The organism is Flavobacterium sp. SLB02 (assembly GCF_009664855.1).
Taxonomy (GTDB): domain Bacteria; phylum Bacteroidota; class Bacteroidia; order Flavobacteriales; family Flavobacteriaceae; genus Flavobacterium.
Genome location: NZ_CP045928.1, coordinates 2,593,308 through 2,614,152, shown reverse-complemented (window position 1 = coordinate 2,614,152; position 20,845 = coordinate 2,593,308). Strand labels below are relative to the sequence as shown.

Annotated in this window: 19 protein-coding genes; 8 read left to right on the top strand and 11 right to left on the bottom strand. The window is 35.5% G+C overall.

Annotated features, from left to right (window positions below; all coding sequences use genetic code 11):
* The first annotated feature begins 1 nt into the window (after position 1).
* The 5 genes from GIY83_RS09900 to mqo all read left to right on the top strand — a co-directional run bounded on the left by GIY83_RS09900 (position 2) and on the right by mqo (position 7,433).
* Positions 2-3,157 carry an efflux RND transporter permease subunit gene (locus GIY83_RS09900; RefSeq protein ID WP_208686688.1) on the top strand — a complete coding sequence of 1,052 codons (3,156 nt, stop codon included), beginning with the start codon at positions 2-4 and terminating at the stop codon, positions 3,155-3,157.
* The gene (locus GIY83_RS09895) at positions 3,157-4,566 is read left to right on the top strand and encodes an efflux transporter outer membrane subunit (RefSeq protein ID WP_194614890.1); all 1,410 of its coding nucleotides are present in this window, start codon (positions 3,157-3,159) and stop codon (positions 4,564-4,566) included. Before GIY83_RS09900 ends, GIY83_RS09895 begins: the two co-directional genes overlap by 1 nt.
* A 91-nt stretch (positions 4,567-4,657) precedes the next feature.
* Positions 4,658-5,458, top strand: a complete 801-nt coding sequence (locus GIY83_RS09890; RefSeq protein WP_208686686.1) for a hypothetical protein — start codon at positions 4,658-4,660, stop codon at positions 5,456-5,458.
* A 128-nt stretch (positions 5,459-5,586) separates the two neighbouring features.
* Positions 5,587-5,841, top strand: a complete 255-nt coding sequence (locus tag GIY83_RS09885; protein ID WP_208686684.1) for a hypothetical protein — start codon at positions 5,587-5,589, stop codon at positions 5,839-5,841.
* Entirely contained in the window at positions 5,838-7,433 is a 1,596-nt protein-coding gene (gene mqo, locus GIY83_RS09880; RefSeq protein ID WP_208686682.1) for a malate dehydrogenase (quinone), read from the top strand. The genes GIY83_RS09885 and mqo overlap by 4 nt, the downstream gene beginning before the upstream one ends.
* 10 nt (positions 7,434-7,443) lie before the next feature.
* Here mqo and GIY83_RS09875 read toward each other — a convergent pair whose 3' ends face one another.
* From GIY83_RS09875 to GIY83_RS09835, 9 genes are all read right to left on the bottom strand, one after another.
* On the bottom strand, positions 7,444-8,385 hold the full coding sequence (locus tag GIY83_RS09875; protein WP_208686680.1) for a proline dehydrogenase family protein: 942 nt from the start codon (positions 8,383-8,385) through the stop codon (positions 7,444-7,446).
* 46 nt (positions 8,386-8,431) lie between these two features.
* Entirely contained in the window at positions 8,432-8,734 is a 303-nt protein-coding gene (locus GIY83_RS09870) for a helix-turn-helix transcriptional regulator (RefSeq protein WP_208686678.1), read from the bottom strand.
* A 495-nt stretch (positions 8,735-9,229) separates the two neighbouring features.
* Positions 9,230-9,820, bottom strand: a complete 591-nt coding sequence (locus GIY83_RS09865; protein WP_208686676.1) for a hypothetical protein — start codon at positions 9,818-9,820, stop codon at positions 9,230-9,232.
* Between the two features lie 193 nt (positions 9,821-10,013).
* Entirely contained in the window at positions 10,014-11,480 is a 1,467-nt protein-coding gene (locus tag GIY83_RS09860; protein ID WP_194614883.1) for a glycoside hydrolase family 130 protein, read from the bottom strand.
* A gap of 313 nt (positions 11,481-11,793) precedes the next feature.
* Positions 11,794-12,399: a DNA-3-methyladenine glycosylase gene (locus tag GIY83_RS09855; protein WP_194614882.1), complete on the bottom strand. Its 606-nt coding sequence runs from the start codon at positions 12,397-12,399 to the stop codon at positions 11,794-11,796.
* Between the two features lie 17 nt (positions 12,400-12,416).
* A complete protein-coding gene (locus tag GIY83_RS09850; protein ID WP_194614881.1) occupies positions 12,417-12,554 on the bottom strand; it encodes a hypothetical protein in 138 nt (45 codons plus the stop codon).
* A 171-nt stretch (positions 12,555-12,725) separates the two neighbouring features.
* Complete coding sequence (locus tag GIY83_RS09845) at positions 12,726-13,646, bottom strand: phytanoyl-CoA dioxygenase family protein (RefSeq protein WP_208686674.1); 921 nt, start codon at positions 13,644-13,646, stop codon at positions 12,726-12,728.
* 23 nt (positions 13,647-13,669) lie between these two features.
* The gene (locus GIY83_RS09840) at positions 13,670-14,236 is read right to left on the bottom strand and encodes a contractile injection system tape measure protein (protein WP_208686672.1); all 567 of its coding nucleotides are present in this window, start codon (positions 14,234-14,236) and stop codon (positions 13,670-13,672) included.
* Positions 14,237-14,326: 90 nt separating this feature from the next.
* Complete coding sequence (locus tag GIY83_RS09835) at positions 14,327-14,875, bottom strand: GNAT family N-acetyltransferase (RefSeq protein ID WP_208686671.1); 549 nt, start codon at positions 14,873-14,875, stop codon at positions 14,327-14,329.
* A gap of 305 nt (positions 14,876-15,180) precedes the next feature.
* On the opposite strand from GIY83_RS09835, the gene GIY83_RS09830 reads away from it, so the two are divergent.
* The 3 genes from GIY83_RS09830 to GIY83_RS09820 all read left to right on the top strand — a co-directional run bounded on the left by GIY83_RS09830 (position 15,181) and on the right by GIY83_RS09820 (position 17,837).
* On the top strand, positions 15,181-15,765 hold the full coding sequence (locus GIY83_RS09830) for a Crp/Fnr family transcriptional regulator (RefSeq protein WP_208686668.1): 585 nt from the start codon (positions 15,181-15,183) through the stop codon (positions 15,763-15,765).
* Between the two features lie 85 nt (positions 15,766-15,850).
* Positions 15,851-16,951, top strand: a complete 1,101-nt coding sequence (locus GIY83_RS09825; protein ID WP_208686666.1) for an SDR family oxidoreductase — start codon at positions 15,851-15,853, stop codon at positions 16,949-16,951.
* 502 nt (positions 16,952-17,453) lie between these two features.
* Positions 17,454-17,837, top strand: coding sequence for a GreA/GreB family elongation factor (locus GIY83_RS09820; RefSeq protein ID WP_208686664.1), 384 nt, complete (start codon positions 17,454-17,456; stop codon positions 17,835-17,837).
* Positions 17,838-17,930: 93 nt separating this feature from the next.
* Here the strand turns inward: GIY83_RS09820 and GIY83_RS09815 are convergent, their stop codons facing one another.
* Positions 17,931-19,472 carry a hypothetical protein gene (locus GIY83_RS09815; protein ID WP_194614874.1) on the bottom strand — a complete coding sequence of 514 codons (1,542 nt, stop codon included), beginning with the start codon at positions 19,470-19,472 and terminating at the stop codon, positions 17,931-17,933.
* A 431-nt stretch (positions 19,473-19,903) separates the two neighbouring features.
* The gene (locus GIY83_RS09810) at positions 19,904-20,641 is read right to left on the bottom strand and encodes a hypothetical protein (protein WP_208686662.1); all 738 of its coding nucleotides are present in this window, start codon (positions 20,639-20,641) and stop codon (positions 19,904-19,906) included.
* Between the last annotated feature and the right edge of the window lie 204 nt (positions 20,642-20,845).

Genomic DNA, 20,845 nt, shown 5'->3' with positions numbered 1-20,845 from the left:
CATGTTAAAGAAAATAATAGACAGGCCTGTATTGGCTACAGTTATCTCCATTGTATTGGTGATATTAGGTATCATAGGTCTTACAAGATTATCGGTAACCAGGTTTCCTGATATTTCGCCGCCAACCGTAATGGTAAGCGGTTCATATCCCGGAGGAAATAGTGAAACCGTTATACGTTCTGTGGTAACACCGCTTGAAGAACAGATTAATGGGGTAGAGAATATGCAGTACATCAAATCTACTGCAAGTAATGACGGATCTTTTTCGATCAGTGTCATTTTTAAACAAGGTGTCGATCCTGATCAGGCTGCCGTAAACGTACAAAACAGAGTACAGCAGGCAACGCCAAAATTGCCGCAGGAAGTAATCAGAATGGGACTTACGACCTCGAAGCAGCAAAATAGTATGATTGTTATTTTCAATCTTTATACAGATGATAATGCAAAGTACGACGAATTGTTTTTGCAGAATTATGCCAACATCAATCTGGTACCGCAAATAAAACGTGTTTCCGGAGTAGGGCAAGTGCAAATTTTTGGACAGAAAGATTATTCGATGCGTGTTTGGCTTGATCCTCGAAAAATGGCCAATGCAGGTTTAGTACCTTCAGATGTTACCAGCGCGATTGCAGATCAAAGTTTAGAGTCGGCTCCGGGAAAACTGGGAGAAGAATCAAAAGCAGCATTAGAATACGTTATTCGATATAAAGGAAAGAAAAACAAACCTGAGCAATATGAAAACATTGTCGTTAAAACCGATGGTAATAATATCCTAAGGCTTAAAGATGTTGCGCGAGTAGAATTTGGTTCAATCTCCTACAGTGGTGACAACAAATCGAACTCTAAAAATGCCGTTACAATGGCGATCTTACAAACATCAGGCTCAAATGCCAATGATATCGAGATTGGAATCAATAAAGAAGTCGAAAGATTATCAAAATCTTTTCCTCCCGGTATTAAGTATGTCAATGTAATGAGTACCAAAGAAAGACTGGACGAGGCGACAGGACAGGTGAAATCGACCTTGTTAGAAGCTTTTATTCTGGTTTTTATAGTAGTTTTTATATTTCTTCAGGACATTCGTTCTACGATTATTCCGGCTATTGCAGTTCCGGTGGCGATTGTAGGAACTTTTTTCTTCCTGTTGGTATTTGGGTTCACCATCAACATCCTGACGCTTTTTGCTTTGGTTCTGGCCATTGGTATTGTCGTCGATGATGCGATCGTAGTGGTCGAAGCCGTTCACAGTAAAATGGAAGAAGATTCGAGCCTTTCGGCCAAAGAAGCGACACATAGCGCGATGGCAGAGATTACAGGAGCTGTTGTTTCGATCACGCTGGTCATGTCAGCAGTATTTATCCCGATTGGTTTCATGACTGGATCATCAGGTATTTTCTACAAGCAGTTTGCTTATACATTGGCGATTGCCATTATTATATCGGCCGTAAATGCATTAACGCTTACTCCGGCATTGTGTGCTCTTCTATTAAAAAATAGCCATAGTGGAAAACACGAAGGAGAGGAACATAAAAATGGATTTAAAGAACGTTTTTTTGTCGGATTCAATTCAGGTTTCAACAACCTAACGGGTAAATATATCAAAGGAGTTCGTTTTCTTATTGGCAGAAAATGGCTTGCTGGAGGATTGGTTTTAGGAATAAGTGCCATCGCTATTGCGATGATGATGAGTACTCCAAAAAGTTTTGTACCAATGGAAGATGACGGTTTTATGCTTTATAGTTTATCCATGCCGCCGGGTACAGCTTTAGATCGTACTACAGAAGTGGTTCAAAGAATGGAAAAAGAACTTGAAACTATTGAAGCTATTGATGTAAATACCAGTATTACAGGTTTTAATATTTTGAGTAATAGTGCGAGTACCGCTTACGGATTAGGATTTATAAAACTAAAACCTAAAAAAGACAGAGGAGCCGTTAAGGATATTGATGAAATCTTGAATATGGTCAACGGCAAATTGTCGGTCATAAAAGAAGGTCAGATCATGGTATTAAGAATGCCGCCAGTAGAAGGATTTGGTGTAACCAGTGGTGCCGAAATAGTGCTTCAGGACAGAACAGCGCGTGATCCTGCTACATTAAAAGCAATGGCTGATAAAGTAATTGGGCAGATCATGCAGCAACCGGGAGTACAATATGCGTATACTACTTTCAGGGCAGATTATCCGCAGCTTGAACTGGAGGTTGATGAAGAAAAGGCAAGCCAAATGGGCGTGAATATTCGTGAAATGTTAGGCAATATACAGACTTATTTTGCCGGAGATCAATCGGCAGATTTTTCACGATTTGGAAAGTTTTACAGAGTGAATGTCAAAGCGGATGGAGTTTTTAGAACAGATCAGGAAGCATTCAATGAAATATTTGTTCGAAATGCCAAAATGGAAATGGTGCCTGTAAAATCCCTTGTCAAACTGCGTAAAGTCTACGGTCCGGAATCGGTAAACCGTTATAACCTTTATAATTCGGTGAATATTACAGCTGTCGCATTGCCGGGATTCAGTAACGGACAAATTATGGGGAATCTTGAAACGGTTCTGGATAAATTACCATCTGATTACAGTTACGAATGGACAGGATTAAGTCTTGAAGAAAAAGCAGGAGGAAACCAAACTATTGCCATTTTTGGATTATGCCTTTTGTTTGTATTCTTTTTACTGGCAGCCCAATACGAAAGTTATTTATTGCCTCTTGCTGTATTGCTTTCGATTCCAACAGGAATTCTGGGCGCCTTTGCAGGAGTAAAAGCAGTAGGACTGGACAATAATATTTATGTTCAGGTGGGATTAATCATGCTGGTCGGACTTTTGGCCAAAAATGCCATTCTTATTGTTGAATTTGCCCTTCAGAGACGTTATGCAGGCTTGTCTATAGCCGAAGCAGCGATAGAAGGTGCAAGATCGAGATTAAGACCTATTATCATGACATCCCTGGCCTTTATTGTAGGTATGATTCCGTTGATGTTTGCCTCTGGAGGAACAGCAGTAGGAAACAGGTCTATTAGTGTAAGTGCTGCTATAGGAATGTTTAGCGGAGTGGTTTTGGGAGTTTTTGTAATCCCGTTACTTTTTATCCTCTTTCAGTATTTACAGGAAAAAGTATCCGGTAAAAAGATTGTAATTCAAACTATAAAAGAAGAATAATGAGCGTACTATATAAAATTGGAATTTCTTTATTTGCTGGTGTTTTACTGACATCCTGCGTAGTAGGGAAAAAATATTCCCGAACAGATTTAAATGCGCCTGAGAAATATCGTGAAGACATAACATTAACCGGAGATACCATTTTGCATCCCTGGAAAAGTTATTATAAAGATCCTATGCTGGTGAGCTTAATCGAAAAAGCCCTCGTTAAAAACAACGAAGTGCTGATCGCCATAAAAAGCATGGAGCAGCTTGATCTTACCTACAAACAGGCCAAATTATCCTTATTGCCTACACTTGATTTTGATGCAGGAGCAAGCAGAAGTTATCAGTCTAAAAATTCGCTTAACGGTTCTTTGAGCGCACAATTTACCAGCAAAGATTATCTGGACGATTACAGTGCTAATCTTAGATTATCATGGGAAGCTGATATTTGGGGAAAAGCCGCCATGCAAAAGAGAGATGCCAAAGCGGGTTATTTTGCCCAAAAAGAAAACCTTTCGGCGTTAAAAACGAGAATTATCGTGCAAGTTGCCCAGTCGTATTATAATCTTTTAGGACTCGACGAGCAGCTTAAAATTGCACAGAAAAACATTGATTTGAGCAATAGTACGTTAAGCATGATGCAAATGCAGTACAACTCAGGATTGATTAGTTCATTAGCACTTTATCAGACAGAAGCTCAGAAAAAAACAGCAGAATTGTTGGTTCCTTTAGCAGAGGCAAATATAGCGGTTCAGGAAAATGCATTACAGATTTTATGTGGTGAATATCCTGACAGCATCACACGTTCAGGAAATCTTGACGCAGCAGAATTGAATGTGAGTTTATCTTCAGGGGTTCCGGCGGCGCTTTTAAGCCGAAGACCGGATGTTAAAGCTGCAGAATATGCCGTTATGTCTGCCAATGCTAAAACCGGACTTGCAAAAGCAACTATGTATCCAACGCTGAGTCTGAGCCCGTCAATTGGGATTAATTCGTTTGAATTTGATACCTGGTTTAATTTTCCGGGTTCGGTAACTAAAACTATTGCAGCCAATTTGGTACAGCCCATTTTCAAGAAGCGCCAATTAAGAACAGCCTATGAAATTGTAGTTCTGGAACAGGAAAAAGCAGTTGTTCAGTTCAAACAATCGTTTATTACCGCTGTTGGAGAAGTTTCTGATGCGATGTCAAAACTAAAAAATGCTGATAAACGAATGGAACTTGCTACAGAAAAGTCGGTTTCTTTAGATAAAGCAACCCACGACGCCAACTTGTTGTACAAAAGCGGAATGGCGACTTATCTTGAGGTTATTGTAGCGCAAAACAGCGCTTTGCAAAATGATCTTGATGTTGTTGCAATAAAATTAGAAAAGCTAAATGCAGCCATCAACCTATATCGTGCCCTGGGTGGCGGAGTAGAGTAAGCCGGTATTTTTGAATAATTCATCATCTGTACAAATTATGTATAGGTGATGAATTTTCTTGTTTCTAAAATCTTAGTGCCTATTATAATTTATGGAAAAAGTTTTTTTTACCCGCCTGGAACTTTATGAATTGGTTTGGAAATTTCCAATGACCCAAATAACAAAGCATTACGGCGTTTCAAGTATGAAAATAAAAAATGCCTGCGAGAAAATGCAAATTCCTTTTCCGGGGTTAAACCAGCAAATCAAGTTTAAGAACAATAGAATTGGTAAACCCAAATTACCATTAACGTATAATGGAATTCAGCAAATAGGTATTTTGAAAAAAGCATACGAAATCCAGTTTCGTAAAATAGTGAAGTCAACACCTTTGCTTGATTTAATAAAAGACATAGAAAGGGATTTACAAGCTCCTTTGAAAGTTCCGGATCAGCTTATAAATCCGGTCAGGAGTATACAAAATACAGTTTCATATTGGGGCAATAAGGATAAGAAGAAAGATACTAACGGGATTCTTTATCTCAATGTTGCACCACAAAATATACCGCGCGCTTTACGATTGATGGATGCCCTGATTAAGTTATTAAAATACAGAGGACACAGGTTCGAACAAAATCCTGATAAAACCGGTATCGTTTTCATGAAAAATGAAATAGAAATCGATCTCAGTCTGCGGGAAGCGCTAAAAAGAATACCATTACAAATAGATCAGGATACTTCTGAGTACGTTCAGACTGGTGTTTTTATTTTGCAGATCAGAAAGGATTCGTATAAAAAAGAATGGCACGACGGCAAAATTTCTTTAGAAAATAATCTGGCAAGAATCATAGCCACATTAGAATTAATAGCTGTAGAGGAGAAGCGATGGAAAGAGGCTGGTGATAGTAGTTAATTAAAAAAAGATGAAGAAGAATCAGGAGCAGAATAAACCGTAATGCTTTTTGTAAGAAGTAGTTAAATATTTTTTTATCTTTATAAGGATATAAAATGTTTATTATTAATAACTTATAAAAATATACTATGACTACTTTTACTTCTGCTGACATTTTGAAACAACAAAAAACATTAAAAATATTAGCTTCAATATTTTTGTTTTTATCCTATCTTATTGGTTTAGGCGCTTTAATAGGAACGCTTTATTTATTGTTTACACCAAGAGGTATTGGAGGATGGATTTTACCGGCCTTTAGCTTTTTGACAGGATTAATTGTGTTTCTGTTTTTGTTTTCGATCTCGAAAATCATCACTATATTAATAGAAATCAGTTACAAATGAAAAGGGGTATTAGCTGTTTGTTGTGCATCCTGATTTTAGGATCCTGCACAGAGAAAAAAAGTAATCCCGAAGAAACCGTCGATGTCGTTATGGTGGGTGGCGGAATTATGAGTGTAACCCTCGCCAATATGCTTAACGAACTAGATCCTAATCTGTCTATTGTAACTTACGAAAGACTCGATGCTGTGGGCAAAGAAAGTTCATCTGCCTGGAACAATGCCGGAACAGGACACTCGGCACTTTGCGAACTCAACTATACTCCGGAACTCAGTAACGGAACTATTGATACTCATAAAGCGGTTGAGATTAATGAGTCTTTTGAAATTTCAAAACAATTCTGGTCGTATTTAGTATCCAAAGGAAAAATCGGACCTCCCAAAACATTTATCAATCCTACGCCTCATATGAGTTTTGTTATTGGTGATGATAACGTCAAATACCTGAAAAAAAGATATTTGGCCTTGCAAAAAGAACCGCTTTTTACCGGAATGGAATTTTCTGATGATCAAAAACAAATCAAAAGCTGGATTCCGCTTGTAATGGACGGCCGTGATCCTTCTCAAAAAGTGGCGGCAACCAAAATCGATATTGGTACCGATGTAAATTACGGATCATTAACCGCAGAACTGGCTTCGAATTTACTGAAATCAGGCAAAATGAAATTAGAACTTAATCATGAGGTGACTAATTTTAAAAGAAATAGCGACGGAACCTGGAAAGTGTATGTAAAGGATTTAAAAAGCAATACCACCAAAACCATCGATGCTAAGTTTGTTTTTATTGGTGCGGGCGGTGCGACATTACCCTTGCTTGAAAAAACACATATTCCCGAAGCAAAAGGTTACGGCGGATTTCCGGTAAGCGGGGAGTGGCTGGTTTGCAACAATCCTGAAATCATAGCACAGCATCAGGCAAAAGTATACGGAAAAGCTTCTGTAGGCTCACCGCCAATGTCTGTACCGCATCTTGATACCCGAATCATCAACGGAAAAAAAGAACTCTTATTTGGTCCTTTTGCAGGATTTTCATCCAAGTTTCTTAAAAACGGTACCTGGGGCGATTTACCCGCATCATTTAATTTTTATAATATCAGACCTATGCTGGAAGCCGGACTGGACAATGTGCCGCTTACCAAATATTTGGTCGAGCAAGTGGTATTAACACCAGAACAGCGTTTAGCAGCTTTAAGAGAGTATTTCCCAAAAGCAAAAATGGAAGACTGGGATCTAAAAGTAGCCGGACAAAGAGTTCAGGTCATAAAAATTGATGAAACCACTCAATGCGGAATATTGCAGTTTGGTACCGAGGTTGTTACTGCATCAGATGGCAGTGTCGCTGCTTTGCTGGGCGCTTCGCCGGGAGCTTCAACTTCAGTCTCGATCATGCTCAAAGTAATTGAAAAATGCTATAAAACGGAACTTGAAACCCCGCAATGGCAAGCTAAAATTAAAGAAATGATTCCGTCATACGGGCAAAAATTATCTGATAATATTGCCTTAGCCAATCAGATCAGAAAAAACAACAGTGAGAAACTGGGAATTGTCTGGAAAGAAATTCATAAGGATACAATCAAATTGCAAAAAGTCAATTGATCTTAAATCGTTAATTTACAATATCATTTAAAGCCTGAAATACATTCAATGGATATTCTGCAATTCTATTGCATAAATACAAATACCATTCTTTACCATAAACAAAATATAGTTTTGTAGGATATCCTTGTTCTTTTAAATTGATAAGCTGTTGTGTCTGAATTCCGTATAAACTTTCGAATTCATATAAATCCTTGTTCGTTTTATAATTTTCAACTAAAGCGACAACTTCTTTCTGAATGAGATCATGATGAGTAGCAATAGCGCAACGGTGATTTCTGGACAATAATTGATCGATGTAATACAAATAGCGTTCATCAAGCGCAGTTCCTCTTGGTATCGAAAGATTTTCCGGAGTTTCAAAAGCACCTTTAACGATTCTTATTCTTCCGTTTTCTTTTATTAAATCTTCAAAATCATCTTTCGATCTGTATAAATAGGCCTGAAGTGTTATTGATGTATTTGTAAAAGTTGTAGAAGCCGTTTTATAAATGTCGATAACTGAATCTGTTATTTCGATATTTTCTGCACTAATCGTTACTTCGATATTCTTTTTTTCGGCTTCCTGGCAAATAGAAGTTAAATTGTTAAGGCACAATTCGTTTGATATCTTTAAACCAATATGCGAGAGATCAAGAGAGATTGTCGAATTTAGCTGCAGCGATTTAATTTTCTGAGCGATTTTAATAAATTCGTTAGTGGCTTGAGAAGCTTCTTTCTCCGCTAATGTATTTTCGCCCATAAACTCCATAGAACATTTAAAACCTTCTTTGTTTTGTTCTTTGACTTTGGTAATGGTTTCTTCGAGTGTTTCGCCTCCAATATACCGATCTGCCGCCTTTTTTATGGTTTTAAATAAAACTTCATTCGATAGAATATAATCTTTTGCATGTTCGTTCAGGGCCGCTTTTCTTAGAGCATTGGCGCCCATTAACAGTAATTCTTTTTCCATTTTTTTATTGAATAATTATTTTGATGATCATTAAAATCGCTAAACATTAAAGTTCATTCGATAATGTAGCGATGTATTTTGCAATTTCGGTTTCGTTTCTTCGGTAATACGTCCATTTTCCGTGTCGGGTTGCAATGAGTAAGTTTACTTTTTGCAGCATCATTAAGTAATGCGAAACAGTCGATTGTGATAAACCTGTTTTGTCCTGTATATGACAAACGCATACGCCATCGCTAAAATCAGGAACATATATTTGTTGCGGAAAATAGTCTTCCGGTTTTTTGAGCCAGTGAAGTATATCAACCCGAACCTGATTTGATAGTACTTTATTTATTTCTATAAAATCCATAATGTAAATATAATTATATATCGAGATATATCGATATGAAAATAAAATTTATTTCAGGAATTAAGATATATTTTAATTGTCATACTGTTTTGAAAGTGAAATCAGAAACAATGGTTTTCATCTAAAAATAAAACATTCAAAATAATCAAATGCAATAAAACCATAAAGTACAATAATACGTAAGTGAAGCAATAATGGTTAAGATTTGAACTGATGGAAGACAAATATCAAATGATAATGGATGGGGAAAATAAGAGACTAAATGAGAGAATAGCCAAAATTGAACGTCATCACAAACGTATTAAACATAATCTTTATACGGTAGCAATTATAATTATAGGGGTTACCATCTACTGCTGTTCTATCTTAAGTTAATAGGTTTAAAAAATAAAATTCCAATGCCTTACATTACATTATAATTTAAAATTACAATTGTAAGGCATTGGAAAAATTATTTAAGAATTGTAACAGGCAAGAATTTAAAATATCCCGCTTTTATTCTTTATACAAGATAATAGTAGCTTTATATCCGGTACCCACATTCCATTGGCTTGCCTGAATAACGGTTCCTTTATCATCATAAACCTGAAATTCAGCTGTATTTGGTGAAGCTGAACCTTCGTTTAAGGCTTCAAAATCGATTTTATTGATTCCTTTTACCAGATTTATTTTAAAGCCCTGAAAATCCCCATTTAAGATTACTTCGGTTTCAATAACTTTATCATTCAAATAGACCTTGATTTTATCTCCATCTACAAAAGCCGCATCGCGATATCTAATGGTAGAAGTAGATGTATTGGTTACAAAACCTCCTAAATATTCATTTCTTCTGTAAAAAATGCCTTCGACATTCGCTTCGGGTTTGTAAAGCGCATTGTTTTTATAAAGTTCTTCCGGATCTATTTTTAAAACGGTTGATTCTTTTAAAGGAGGAGGATCGTTTGGCGGAGTCTCCGTTGGCGGCAGTGGTTCTTTTATGTCAGAATTTTTAGCCGGAATTGGTTTGTATTTGTCTTTCACTTCTTTTTGAGAATACCCGTGTAAAGAAATGCCTAATATAGTGACCAGAAACAATATTTTTTTCATAAAACTTTAATATTTAATATAAATGGCAATTAGATTTTAAAAAATAAACAAATTAATTGCTCCTTAATTAAAACATTCAATTGACGCATTTATTGCGTTTACAGCCATTTTATTTCTTAAAAAGCTTTTCTTCTTTATTTCTTTCGACCTAAAAACAGTTTCATTGGTAACTTTTACAATTGTAACCGTTACGTTATTTACTTTTCTTTAAAGCATCGATTAACTCTACCATATCTACTACAGCATAAGTAGAGGAATAATCAGATACGGCATAAGGCAATATCAGGCTATTGTTGTGTATAATAGCTCCGCAGGAATACACGACATTAGGCACATAGCCTTCTCGCTCGTCCTCAAGAGGCGAAAGCAAAGGTTCTGAAAGTCTTCCTATTTCTACTGACGGATCCTCAAGATCCAGCAATGAAGCCCCAATACAATAACGTCGCATTGTACCTACACCATGAGTAATGACAAGCCATCCATCAGGAGTCCAAAGTGGTGATCCGCAGTTTCCTATTTGTGTAAATTCCCATGTATAGCGGGGTTCCTGAAGAAGAATCGGATCATTCCATTGTGTAACCCTGTCAGAATACATAATGTAATTGTTTACGCCATCAATTCGCGAAAGCATGGCATATTTACCTTTTATTTTTCTTGGAAATAAAGCCAGATTTTTATTCTGAGCTCCCGCACCATGCAAAGGCATTACCCTAAAGGTGTAAAAATCTTCGGTAGAAATAAGTTTAGGCAATATGGCGTGACCATTATATGCCGTATAGGTAGCCATAACGCGGCTTGATCCATCCTCATCCTCAAATCGCACAAAACGCGCATCTTCGATACCACGGCTTTCAGACTCGGATATCGGGAATATAACACGTTCTGTAAGGTCAGAATCGTGTTTGAATTGTAAATCATAAAATGAATCGGCAAGCCAGAGTATTTCTTCAAGTGCTGTTCTTCTTTCCTGACGAATCGACGGGTCGCCTAAGGCGGTATTTACCATACTTTTCAATATAGCAAACTCAAACTCATCGGGTAAGTCCTGCATGATTTGTACAATGTATTTGTCCTGCGTATGCATTTCGGACAATTTCAATAAAAAGCGTTCTTTATTGAATAAGGTTTTATGCTCAATCTCGGCTTTGTCGATATTATGGCCAATTTTCATGACAAGAAGATTATTATCCTTATCAAGAATTCCTCGTCTAAAAACTATAGATGAAATATGACCTTCGCCTGTGGCACGAAAAGAAATGATCACGCGTTTTTCGCCGGTTTCAAGACCTGACTGATCAAAATCTTCTATAATCGAAGGATTAAAAATCGCGGCAGATTCTATCGCGTATTCCATCGTACAATAAGAACCTATAAGCATTTTTCGATCCAGAGATATCGCCTCATAATCGATTTGCATGGCTTCGATGATAGGTTTTATTTTTTCGCAATGTCTAAAAAAGATCGCCGAGATATTTCGGTGACGTCTTGCAAATTCGCGAAGGGTCTGTTCTAAGGTTTCTAATACCTGCTTTTCGTCCAGCATCATTATCCGTGAAACCATTTGTTTGGTCCGTTCTTCGCCATTCATAAAATATCTTGCAACAACTCTTTTAGAATCCGGGGTAAATTTTATGTTTTTACGTATGACTGATACTCGCATATAAATCTGTTTTTTTTGATGTTAGAAAAATGAATTCAGGTTTTCTATATCTATAATTTGTTAGAAAAAAAATATAGAATTTACCTGCCAGAAACAATAGTAATACCTAAAAAGTATTCTCTATTTCTAAACAAGTTAGTGATTTTGTTATCGAAAAAAAACTTTTTTTTGAAACTTTTATTGTGGCTTTATACATTAATGTTTGTATTTTATTATAAAGATAAAATAAAAACAACATTGATTGTTAAATAGATGCGATCTTATAAAGTTTTAGATGCTTTGATAAAAGTGCGAAGTACATTTATAATTAAGATTAAATTTTGTTGGGTTTACTTACATATTTATTGTCTGTAACAAAAAAACGCCAGGGCAGAAGAGCATCTTCCTGTGCGTATGCGACACCAACGCGGGACACTGCTGCAATTTGATCAGGAGTATAGCGAATATTATGATCTTCTATCCAGATTTCTTCGCCTATGAGCTCTTTTTCGTTAAAGGTACGATCGATACCTAAAGCTTTGGCCGCAGACCCGGGACCTGAAGATATTGCAGCTTTTGAAGCGGCTATTTTACGTCTGGTTTCCATTATATCCAATCCTATAAGAGGTTCAATGGCGCGTATTAATACTGCATGAGGTTCGCCTTGGACCGAGCTTACAATATTAAAAAGATTGTGAATTCCGTAGCACAAATAAACATACGAAATACCTCCATGCTGATAAAGTGTTTCGGTTCTGCTCGTACGACGTCCGCCATAAGCATGCGATGCTTTATCCTGAACACCAAAATAAGCTTCGGTTTCTACGATAACCCCTGCAGTTACCGCGCCATCAATTTGGGTAAAAAGCACTTTGCCCAAAAGATCTTTGGCCAGAAAAAGGACATCGGGATTGAGGTAATAAGAAAAGGGTAATTTCAAATGTATTGTATTAATAATTATGGTTTGTTATGACTGATTTTTTTGATTTCAATAATGGTCTTTTCATTATTTCTTGATGAAGTTGATTTTACCTCAGATTTTTTTTCTGAAGTTCTTGCACTCGAAATATTGTTTTTGTGATTTGAAGTTGTCATAATACATTATTTAAATCAATATAAACAAATGTAGAAACTTCCTAAAACAATAGTATTATAGAATTTATATTGCACAATTGTATTATTATCAGGTAATTGTCATGAAGAAATGGATGTTTTTTGATTTTGTTTTAAATGAAATTTTCAAATCAATTACGCTGATGTTTCAGCTTAAAGCCATTCTCCCGAAGCATTATAATCATTAGGCAAATACGTAAGATACTGCACCATTCTGGGACTTTTACCTTTGTTTGGCGTTGCACAATGCGGCAGTCTATTATCCCAAATAATAAAATCGCCCGTATTACCCAAAATAGGTTTTGGTTCTAATGTTGTAAGAGCTTTATCTCTTGGGTTTTCATGAGGCTCCAGGTTGTCCAGCCAATGATTTATTTGGTTATGAAATCCCGCTACACAATGAAAAGCGCCGTCATTAACCCCGCAATCAGTGAGATAGAGTAGTCCCTGAAGCCCAAATGGAATAGGCTGTTTTAAGCTGGTATCCCAATGAAGCGCACTTCCTAAAAAAGTAAACTCAGCGGTTTCAGGCGGATTAAAACTTACTTTGTCGATCGTTTTATAGATATCGTTTGTGTTGTAAAGCTGTTCGTATGCTTTTTTTATTCTGGGCGAAAATCTGTTTTTATTTAAAGTTTCATGATCAGAGAAATTAAGCATCAATCCTTTTTGATTTTCGTGTCTCTTATACCAGCTTTCTTTTTGATTGGGATCCATTTCTAAAAAATCCCAAATAGCTTTTTGGGTTGCTTCGCAATCTGCTTTCGAAACAGCATCCTTTACAACAACATAACCATTTTTATTCCAGAATTCGAGATCTTCTTTTGAAAGTACGTTATCTGTAAAATCATCAGTTTCAGTATTCTCTTTTCTCTTTTTAGAAGTAATCCAGGATTTAAAAGCTTCTAAATCAGGTTTTTCGAAATATAAAAACTGTAGTGTGTCTTCCATACCAATACCCAATTCGTATAAGGTTTTAATTTCCTCATTCCAGCTTTGTGTTTCCTCTGTAGAAGGAATTAGGGAAGGATTTACAGTACGTTTCCAAAGTTTTTCAAGAATAGTCCAGGGCATAGCTTTTGCGGGTTTTATAGTTTCTAATACGGCCAAATAACATGCAAAGGTTTATTCATCCACGGATATTTTATAATTGAAAAAGCAAAAGGAGATTTGTTTATTAGTATATCGTAAGCTCTTTTGTCGACCGTAAGTTCCCATCTTTCTTCTAAATCGGTAAGGATTCCGTCCCGAACGAGCCAATTGCCTCTAAAACCATCTACAGAGGAGTTGCCGATTACAGACCAATGAGAGATGGCAGCTTCCAGTAGTCCTTGTATAAGAAATCTGTCTGGTTCTGAAATTTCACTTGTATCAGGAACATTATCGGTAAAAGGCAAACCGCAGAGTACTTTATTTAAGGGTAAATAAATTTCTTCTGTTTGAGTCAATCCGGTAACAACAAATTGTAAATACTGTACAGCTTTCTTTTGAGCTTCTATACTTACAAAATAGCTATCCTTAATGAGATTTAACCTTTTGAACAGTATAGAGATATAGTCATTTAAAAGAACAATTCCGGCATTTCTAACGGCGATTCTCTCTTTAATTGGAGTGGCACGATTTTTTAATTCTTTTGATAGTCCGTGGTCAGAAGGTGTTCCCATTTTGATGATATTAGTTATGAATACAAAAGCAATATAAAAATAAATATATTTTACTGATTGCCGTATAGGTATTTATACCTGATCTGGTTTTTAAATAAAGTCATGATTTCGTAAAGTATACGTGACAATATTGTTTACATTTTCATGCGTATTATTATACTTTTTGTCTTCGAATTCGAAATTCAGTTTTTTTAGAATCGCTACAGAATTGACATTATCCGCTGACGGAAAAGCCGTAATTATCTTTGCTTTTATTTCTTCAAAAGTATAGGCTGTAACTGCTTTGATGGCTTCGCTCATAATTCCCCTGCCTTGAAATTCGGGCAGCATTTCATATCCAATTTCAACGATTTCATTTTCGGGATCAAAACTCCACAAACAAACAGTTCCTATTAAATCGTTGTTTTCTTTTAGTCGTATGATCCAATAAAGCCCTTCATTTTTCGAGACCAGATTTTGTATTTTTAGAATAAACTCTTTTGCTTTTTCTAATGTTGACGAATTATCTCTACCCACAAATTGATTTACAACTTCATCAGAACGTAGTTTGTGAATTAACCCGGCATCAGTATTTTCAATACTTCTCAATATTAATCGCTCTGTTATAAGCTGCGGAAAGTTTTTAAAATCTAATACCATTTCTTTTCTCTTTAAAATTGCGAATCAATGTATTAAAACAGGCTTAATTCTCCTACTGTGTGGCTAAATATTATAAATCAATTTTAAACACAAATTGCACTAATTGACACTAATTCATTTCGTGAAATTAATTTCACAAACTAAATAAACCAATTAAAATTTGTGCAAATTCCTGCAATTCGTGTTTGTTTTGTACTTGTGTCCAAACGGTAGTGTAATTCTCTATTTTTTTAGAGGATGAAAGTTAAAAAATAAATAGCATACATTTGTTACGCCTCATCATTCATAAAGTAAAATAATTTAAAATGTACGATATAATTTTCAAACATCTTGAAGAAAAAATTTCTTTGACCCCGGCCGAAAAGGAATTGATAAAGACTTTCTTTAAACCTAAAAAATTAAAGAAAAAGCAATTTGTGGTGGTTGAAGGGCATCTTTGTAATTATTTGACATTTGTTTCAAAAGGACTTTTAAAGGCGTATAATGTAGATGATAAAGGCAATGAACATATCAACCAGTTTTCGCCGAAAGGCTGGTGGACATCAGACATGAGCAGCTTTTTTAGTGGAGGAATTTCTTTTTACAGCATCGATGCTATGGAAGACTCAGAAGTATTGCTGATTACCAGAGAAGATTTCGAAAATCTAACCATACAAGTTCCGGTAATGGATCGCTATTTTCGATTGCTTTTTCAGAATAGTTTAATTGCAAAAGAACGAAGATTAATAAGTTCACACACCCACACGGCAGAAGAAAAGTATCGGCATATTATAGAAAACAATCCTGATTTGATCAAACGAATACCGCAAAATTTACTGGCTTCGTATCTTGGTCTTTCTCCTGAAACCCTTAGCAGGCTTAAAAAGAATATCATTTTTGATCCCAAATAATTGATTTAGATCAAGTGAATTTCTTGTTTCAGGTCATCTTTCTGAGCAAGGTTTGTGAAGTAATTTTGGGAAAAATAAATTACTTATGAATTCTCAACAATTACCAATACAGGAAACAGCCGGAAATATTGCCTTAGTAGTAGGAGCAACCGGTATTGCCGGAAGTAATCTGGCCATAAAACTTCTGGAAAAAGGATGGACCGTTTTTGGACTTTCCCGAAATCCGAAAAATGATATTAAAGGTTTACAATCTATTGCTGCCGATTTGCTTCATACTGAATCATTAGTTACCGCTTTAAGCGAAATTGTACCAACTCATATTTTTTTTACAACATGGATGCGAAATGATACCGAAGAAGAAAATATCAGGGTAAATAGCGCCATGGTTCGTAATTTATTAAACGTATTATCTCCTAAAAAGTCGATAAAACATGTTTCGTTAGTTACGGGATTAAAACATTATTTAGGGCCTTTTGATGCTTATGCTATAACAGGTACTTTACCGCAAACACCATTAAGAGAAGAGCAACCCCGATTAGACCTGCCCAATTTTTACTACGCACAGGAAGATGAAGTATATGAAGCGGCAGCGAGAGACCGTTTTAGCTGGAACATACACAGACCGCACACGCTAATTGGTAAAACGATTGGGAACGCCATGAATATGGGAACCACTTTGGCTGTTTACGCCAGTATTTGCAAAACCGAAGGAAGTCCGTTTATCTGGCCGGGTTCTGAGGCACAATGGAACGGGATATCTGATGTTACAGATGCTAAAGTTTTGGCCGATCAGATCATTTGGGCGGCAACAAATCCTGAAGCTCATAACGAAGCTTTTAATATCACAAACGGAGATGTTTTTAGATGGAAATGGCTGTGGCCGAAAATAGCAGAATGGTTTGATATTGAATTGGAAGGATATAATGGAACGATACAACCTCTTGAAACAGAATTAAATAAAAAAGATACGATCTGGAAAATCATTGCAAATGAACATCAATTGATAGAAGATGATTTAGGACAATTAGCATCGGCCTGGCATACAGATCTTGATTTAAGCCGTCCTCTGGAAGTAATGACCGATATGTCTAAGAGTAGAAAACTTGGTTTTGTTGCTTATAAAGATACCAAAGATTCGTTTTTTGAATTGTTTGCGCAGTTACGAAACAATAAAATCATACCTTAAATTAATTAGACAATTGGGTAATTAGATAATAAGGTAATTTTTTACTTATATCATGAATTAAAAACGGGACAGGGAAAGTTTTTCTTTGTCCCGTCAATGTATTAGGATTAGATAAGTGTTTAATAGGGTTGATGTTAACGTTTTATTATGTTTTATTATGTTTTTTCTTTCAAAAAAATGAAGTAACTTGCGCAAAATTAAAATGCAATTTAAAAACAATGACTATTTCAAATTTTTATTTAACAAATAGTGACTTGATGAGCCTTATGGGCACGTTATTGTATTTGCATGACGATACTTTCTTAAAAAGTTCGAAAGAGTTTATTAATTAAGCCCTGTCAAAACTCTAGACAGGGATTCTTTCATCCGGACCGCTCATTTTATTTAATCTTCAATTTTCATTGGGATAGGATATCATTGCAATCAAAATTACAAAGAGCTATAAACGATTCAATGAAGAGTTATGATCTTACCTGTGAAAATATGGAGCAAACAGAAAGTTATGTCACAATCGCAAAATATCATTTTAACAACAGGAATATACGATTTAATTAAAGATCACGTAAGAAGAAAAAAAGTAACAATAGAAGAAGAAGTATTATTGCTTGATGAACTTAAAAAAGCCGCACAGGTACTAAGAAGAGATTTACCGGAAGATATTGTTTCTGTAAACCGAAGAGTAACTTACAAAGATTGTACAACCAATGAGGAAAAAACGGTTGTATTTGTAGGTCCTGAAAAAAACAAAGTAAGTAAAAACAGAATTTCTATTCTTTCTGATGAAGGGATAGCGATGGTAGGATATAAAGAAGGAAATGTTGTAGAATGGCCTGCTAAAAAAGGAAATCTAAAACTGGAAATCTTAAAAGTAGAAGAAGTAGCGTAATGCACTCTTTTTAAATGTAAAACATCCCAAAAAGAAATTTTCTTGATGGGATGTTTTTTTATGATATATTTTGAAAATCAGCTTTGTAAACTTTTAGTTTTCGCAGAAAGCGCCAATTTGCTGTAAATGCTTTTCGGTCTGGTATTTATTAAAGTTATCCCATTTCGGCGGAGCACTTGTTTTTTGTCCGTACATCGCATCAAGGCAAATATTGTTGTCTTTGTACATATCGTGTAAAACCGCAAGGATTTTAAAGAAAAACTCATCTAATAATGTGATGGCTTCAAATTCTGATTTTAATGTATTGTAATTAGCTTCTGAAGGATTTAGTAATTGCAATAAATCCAAAACTTCCTGTTTTTCTTCCTCATTAATTTCTGTTGCATAACCCATTTTTAAAGTTTTAAAAACAAGATTGTTCCAGGCTTTGCTGTCATGTCCCCATTGAACATCAGGAAGATTTAAAGAATGCTCACAAATTAAGATAATCCCAAAAAGAACATCGTTTAAGTATTCTGCCGGAAATTCATCAAAACTTCTGAATTCGAAACCGCTTTGGTACATTTTTTCCTGATTAAAATCAAGACCAACCTCAGATAACATTTCGTATTCCATATCAGCTTCAATCTGATCTCTCCACCAAATGTTTTCTTCTTTTTCAAATTTTAGTAATTTTCTAAAATCATCAACATTATAAGTCAGGATTTTACCTTTTGGCATCGCTTTATTATACGTTCCCACGCCTATGTAGCGCGACATTGCATTTCGCATAGAACCCAGAGTAAATTTTTTGTCCAGGCTGTAAGTATCACTTATCACGCCCATAATATCTGGACTTCCAAGAGTAGCTATAAAGAAAGGCTCAAACCATTGCAATAAATAAATGGCATTGGCATGTGTTCTTTCGAATTCATTATAATCTACAATTCGGCTGTCTTCTGTTAATGACGGCAGCGTAATATGAAAATGATACGTTCCGTTATTAAACAAAACCAGGTTTTCCTGATTGGTCATAAACATATTAAGACCGTTGTTGTAATCCGGAAAGTTTAATTTTCCTTTCAGTACAGAAGATTCATTGATCTTGTCCAGGAATAGTTTTTTAGTAGCTCTTAGTTCTTTGCAGGACTCCGCTATTGTTCTGTTCTCGAAATATTTGGTTACAAATTCGATCGAATCGCCATCAAAATGTACAGAACCCATCGTTTTGTTTCTTTGGGTAATCATACTCTGAATATTGTACGGCTGATCTTCAAGGAAAAGTTCCATGATTGATTTACCCAGATAATCAGGGTTTTCTGTAGGCTGTGCGATCATTTCACCTGTTGCGGTATCCACTAATGGTCTAACAGGCGATAATGTTTTGTGCTGATAATTGATATCAAGTTTTTCCAGCGAATGACTGTTCATCATTCTGCTCACTTTATAGTTTTCATTCAAACCAAAAGCTTTCTTTAAAATAGGAGCTAAGCTTTCAGGTTTGTAACATTTTCTATAATCGATACTGTATTTCTCAAAACCAATTTTTTCTTGTATAAATTCACCAGAAACTATTAGGGATTCTTCAAATTGCATGTAGGTTTCGTTTTCCAATCCTATTCCCCAATAATATTTTTTTGTCTGATTGTCTTTCATTTATACTTACTTTCTTTTTTTAAGGTTATTTTAAATTTTCAAGTCATTTTTTATCAGGAAATACAAATCCAATCCGTTTCAATCAGAGACAAGAAACCTATAACGGATTAAGCATATTGTTGCCTCCATTATAAAAGTTTTTCGTTTACTTTTAAAAATATAGGAATTTATATTTTAGAATTTTTGCAATTTTATCGACTGAAATATCAATTAAGAAGTAAATTTTTATAATAAGGTTATAAAATTACTGTTGTTATTAATTGCTTTTGTATCAATAATTTAAGCAAGGGAATAGGCAAATCACAACTTTTGCTATTCTTGTTTTTTCTAAGTTGCAAAAGTAGTTTTTTATTATCGTATTTGCAAGTAGTTAACAGGCTGATAATCAATATTTTTTTTTAAATGCTGGAGCAATTCCCTTAATTGTATTTTTATTCGTGATAATAAAGCACGTACGAGGAATATAACTCATCATTCCACCAGTCTTTACGAACTTCAGCGAAGTAATTGTAATTTAGTTTTCCGGCTTGGGATTGCAGCGGATATACTACAATTCCATTTTCGCGATACGCTTTATGCAAATCAGTTTCAGGAACAACGGGAACAATATGTCCGGAAAGACCTTTTTCTCTTCTTTTGGCACAAATGATTCCAATTCCGCCATTGGCATTTACCTTATGCTGCATTTCATCAACCGTAGCTATTTTTTCCCATCCAAAACTCGCTCCCCATTTCGGGAACCAATCGTGTATGGCGCTGGAATAAATGCGATCGACCGTTTGCTCAAAGATAGCTTCTACATCTTCACCATTTAAAACTTTTTCCAGAGATTCTTCTTTCCACCAAACCGTTGGCAGATATACTTTCGAAAAATAACAATAGTCATAAGAGTATACATTGCAATAGGTATCTTCTACAGTTTTTTGATATCTAAGGCTATTTTCAACATCCAGTTTATCAATCAGCCGGGCAATACTTTCTTTTTTAGTTGCAGTATTCGTTAAATCTCTAAACTGAATACTGGCATCCATAAGAGGTTTTTCTTTCATTTCCATAGAATCCAGACGAGATTCCGGATCGGGTAACAAATCAGCTTTCTTTATTTTCGTATTCGATATTGTATTATCATCTAAGGGTAACGATGCTACTGATACAGTATGTTTTTCCATCTTGACTGCTTAAAATTAATTGGCTTAACGTTACTTGAATTGATTGTTTATGCAACGTAATTTGATTGGCCAGCGGGTAAATGTAAGGATTTTAAACTTTCTAAAGAGTTTTAGAAAAGGACAAATTGCAGAAAAAAACAGAAAGTGAAGGGAAGGTTTGTTGTTTTTAAATACAAAAAATGACATACGATAGGTATGCCATTT

What these genes read in the sequence shown, in the direction of transcription:
- GIY83_RS09900 (WP_208686688.1), top strand. Translation starts at nt 2, where the DNA reads ATGTTAAAGAAAATAATAGACAGGCCTGTATTGGCTACAGTTATCTCC.
- GIY83_RS09895 (WP_194614890.1), top strand. Translation starts at nt 3,157, where the DNA reads ATGAGCGTACTATATAAAATTGGAATTTCTTTATTTGCTGGTGTTTTA.
- GIY83_RS09890 (WP_208686686.1), top strand. Translation starts at nt 4,658, where the DNA reads ATGGAAAAAGTTTTTTTTACCCGCCTGGAACTTTATGAATTGGTTTGG.
- GIY83_RS09885 (WP_208686684.1), top strand. Translation starts at nt 5,587, where the DNA reads ATGACTACTTTTACTTCTGCTGACATTTTGAAACAACAAAAAACATTA.
- mqo (WP_208686682.1), top strand. Translation starts at nt 5,838, where the DNA reads ATGAAAAGGGGTATTAGCTGTTTGTTGTGCATCCTGATTTTAGGATCC.
- GIY83_RS09875 (WP_208686680.1), bottom strand. Translation starts at nt 8,385, where the DNA reads ATGGAAAAAGAATTACTGTTAATGGGCGCCAATGCTCTAAGAAAAGCG.
- GIY83_RS09870 (WP_208686678.1), bottom strand. Translation starts at nt 8,734, where the DNA reads ATGGATTTTATAGAAATAAATAAAGTACTATCAAATCAGGTTCGGGTT.
- GIY83_RS09865 (WP_208686676.1), bottom strand. Translation starts at nt 9,820, where the DNA reads ATGAAAAAAATATTGTTTCTGGTCACTATATTAGGCATTTCTTTACAC.
- GIY83_RS09860 (WP_194614883.1), bottom strand. Translation starts at nt 11,480, where the DNA reads ATGCGAGTATCAGTCATACGTAAAAACATAAAATTTACCCCGGATTCT.
- GIY83_RS09850 (WP_194614881.1), bottom strand. Translation starts at nt 12,554, where the DNA reads ATGACAACTTCAAATCACAAAAACAATATTTCGAGTGCAAGAACTTCA.
- GIY83_RS09845 (WP_208686674.1), bottom strand. Translation starts at nt 13,646, where the DNA reads ATGCCCTGGACTATTCTTGAAAAACTTTGGAAACGTACTGTAAATCCT.
- GIY83_RS09840 (WP_208686672.1), bottom strand. Translation starts at nt 14,236, where the DNA reads ATGGGAACACCTTCTGACCACGGACTATCAAAAGAATTAAAAAATCGT.
- GIY83_RS09835 (WP_208686671.1), bottom strand. Translation starts at nt 14,875, where the DNA reads ATGGTATTAGATTTTAAAAACTTTCCGCAGCTTATAACAGAGCGATTA.
- GIY83_RS09830 (WP_208686668.1), top strand. Translation starts at nt 15,181, where the DNA reads ATGTACGATATAATTTTCAAACATCTTGAAGAAAAAATTTCTTTGACC.
- GIY83_RS09825 (WP_208686666.1), top strand. Translation starts at nt 15,851, where the DNA reads ATGAATTCTCAACAATTACCAATACAGGAAACAGCCGGAAATATTGCC.
- GIY83_RS09820 (WP_208686664.1), top strand. Translation starts at nt 17,454, where the DNA reads ATGTCACAATCGCAAAATATCATTTTAACAACAGGAATATACGATTTA.
- GIY83_RS09815 (WP_194614874.1), bottom strand. Translation starts at nt 19,472, where the DNA reads ATGAAAGACAATCAGACAAAAAAATATTATTGGGGAATAGGATTGGAA.
- GIY83_RS09810 (WP_208686662.1), bottom strand. Translation starts at nt 20,641, where the DNA reads ATGGAAAAACATACTGTATCAGTAGCATCGTTACCCTTAGATGATAAT.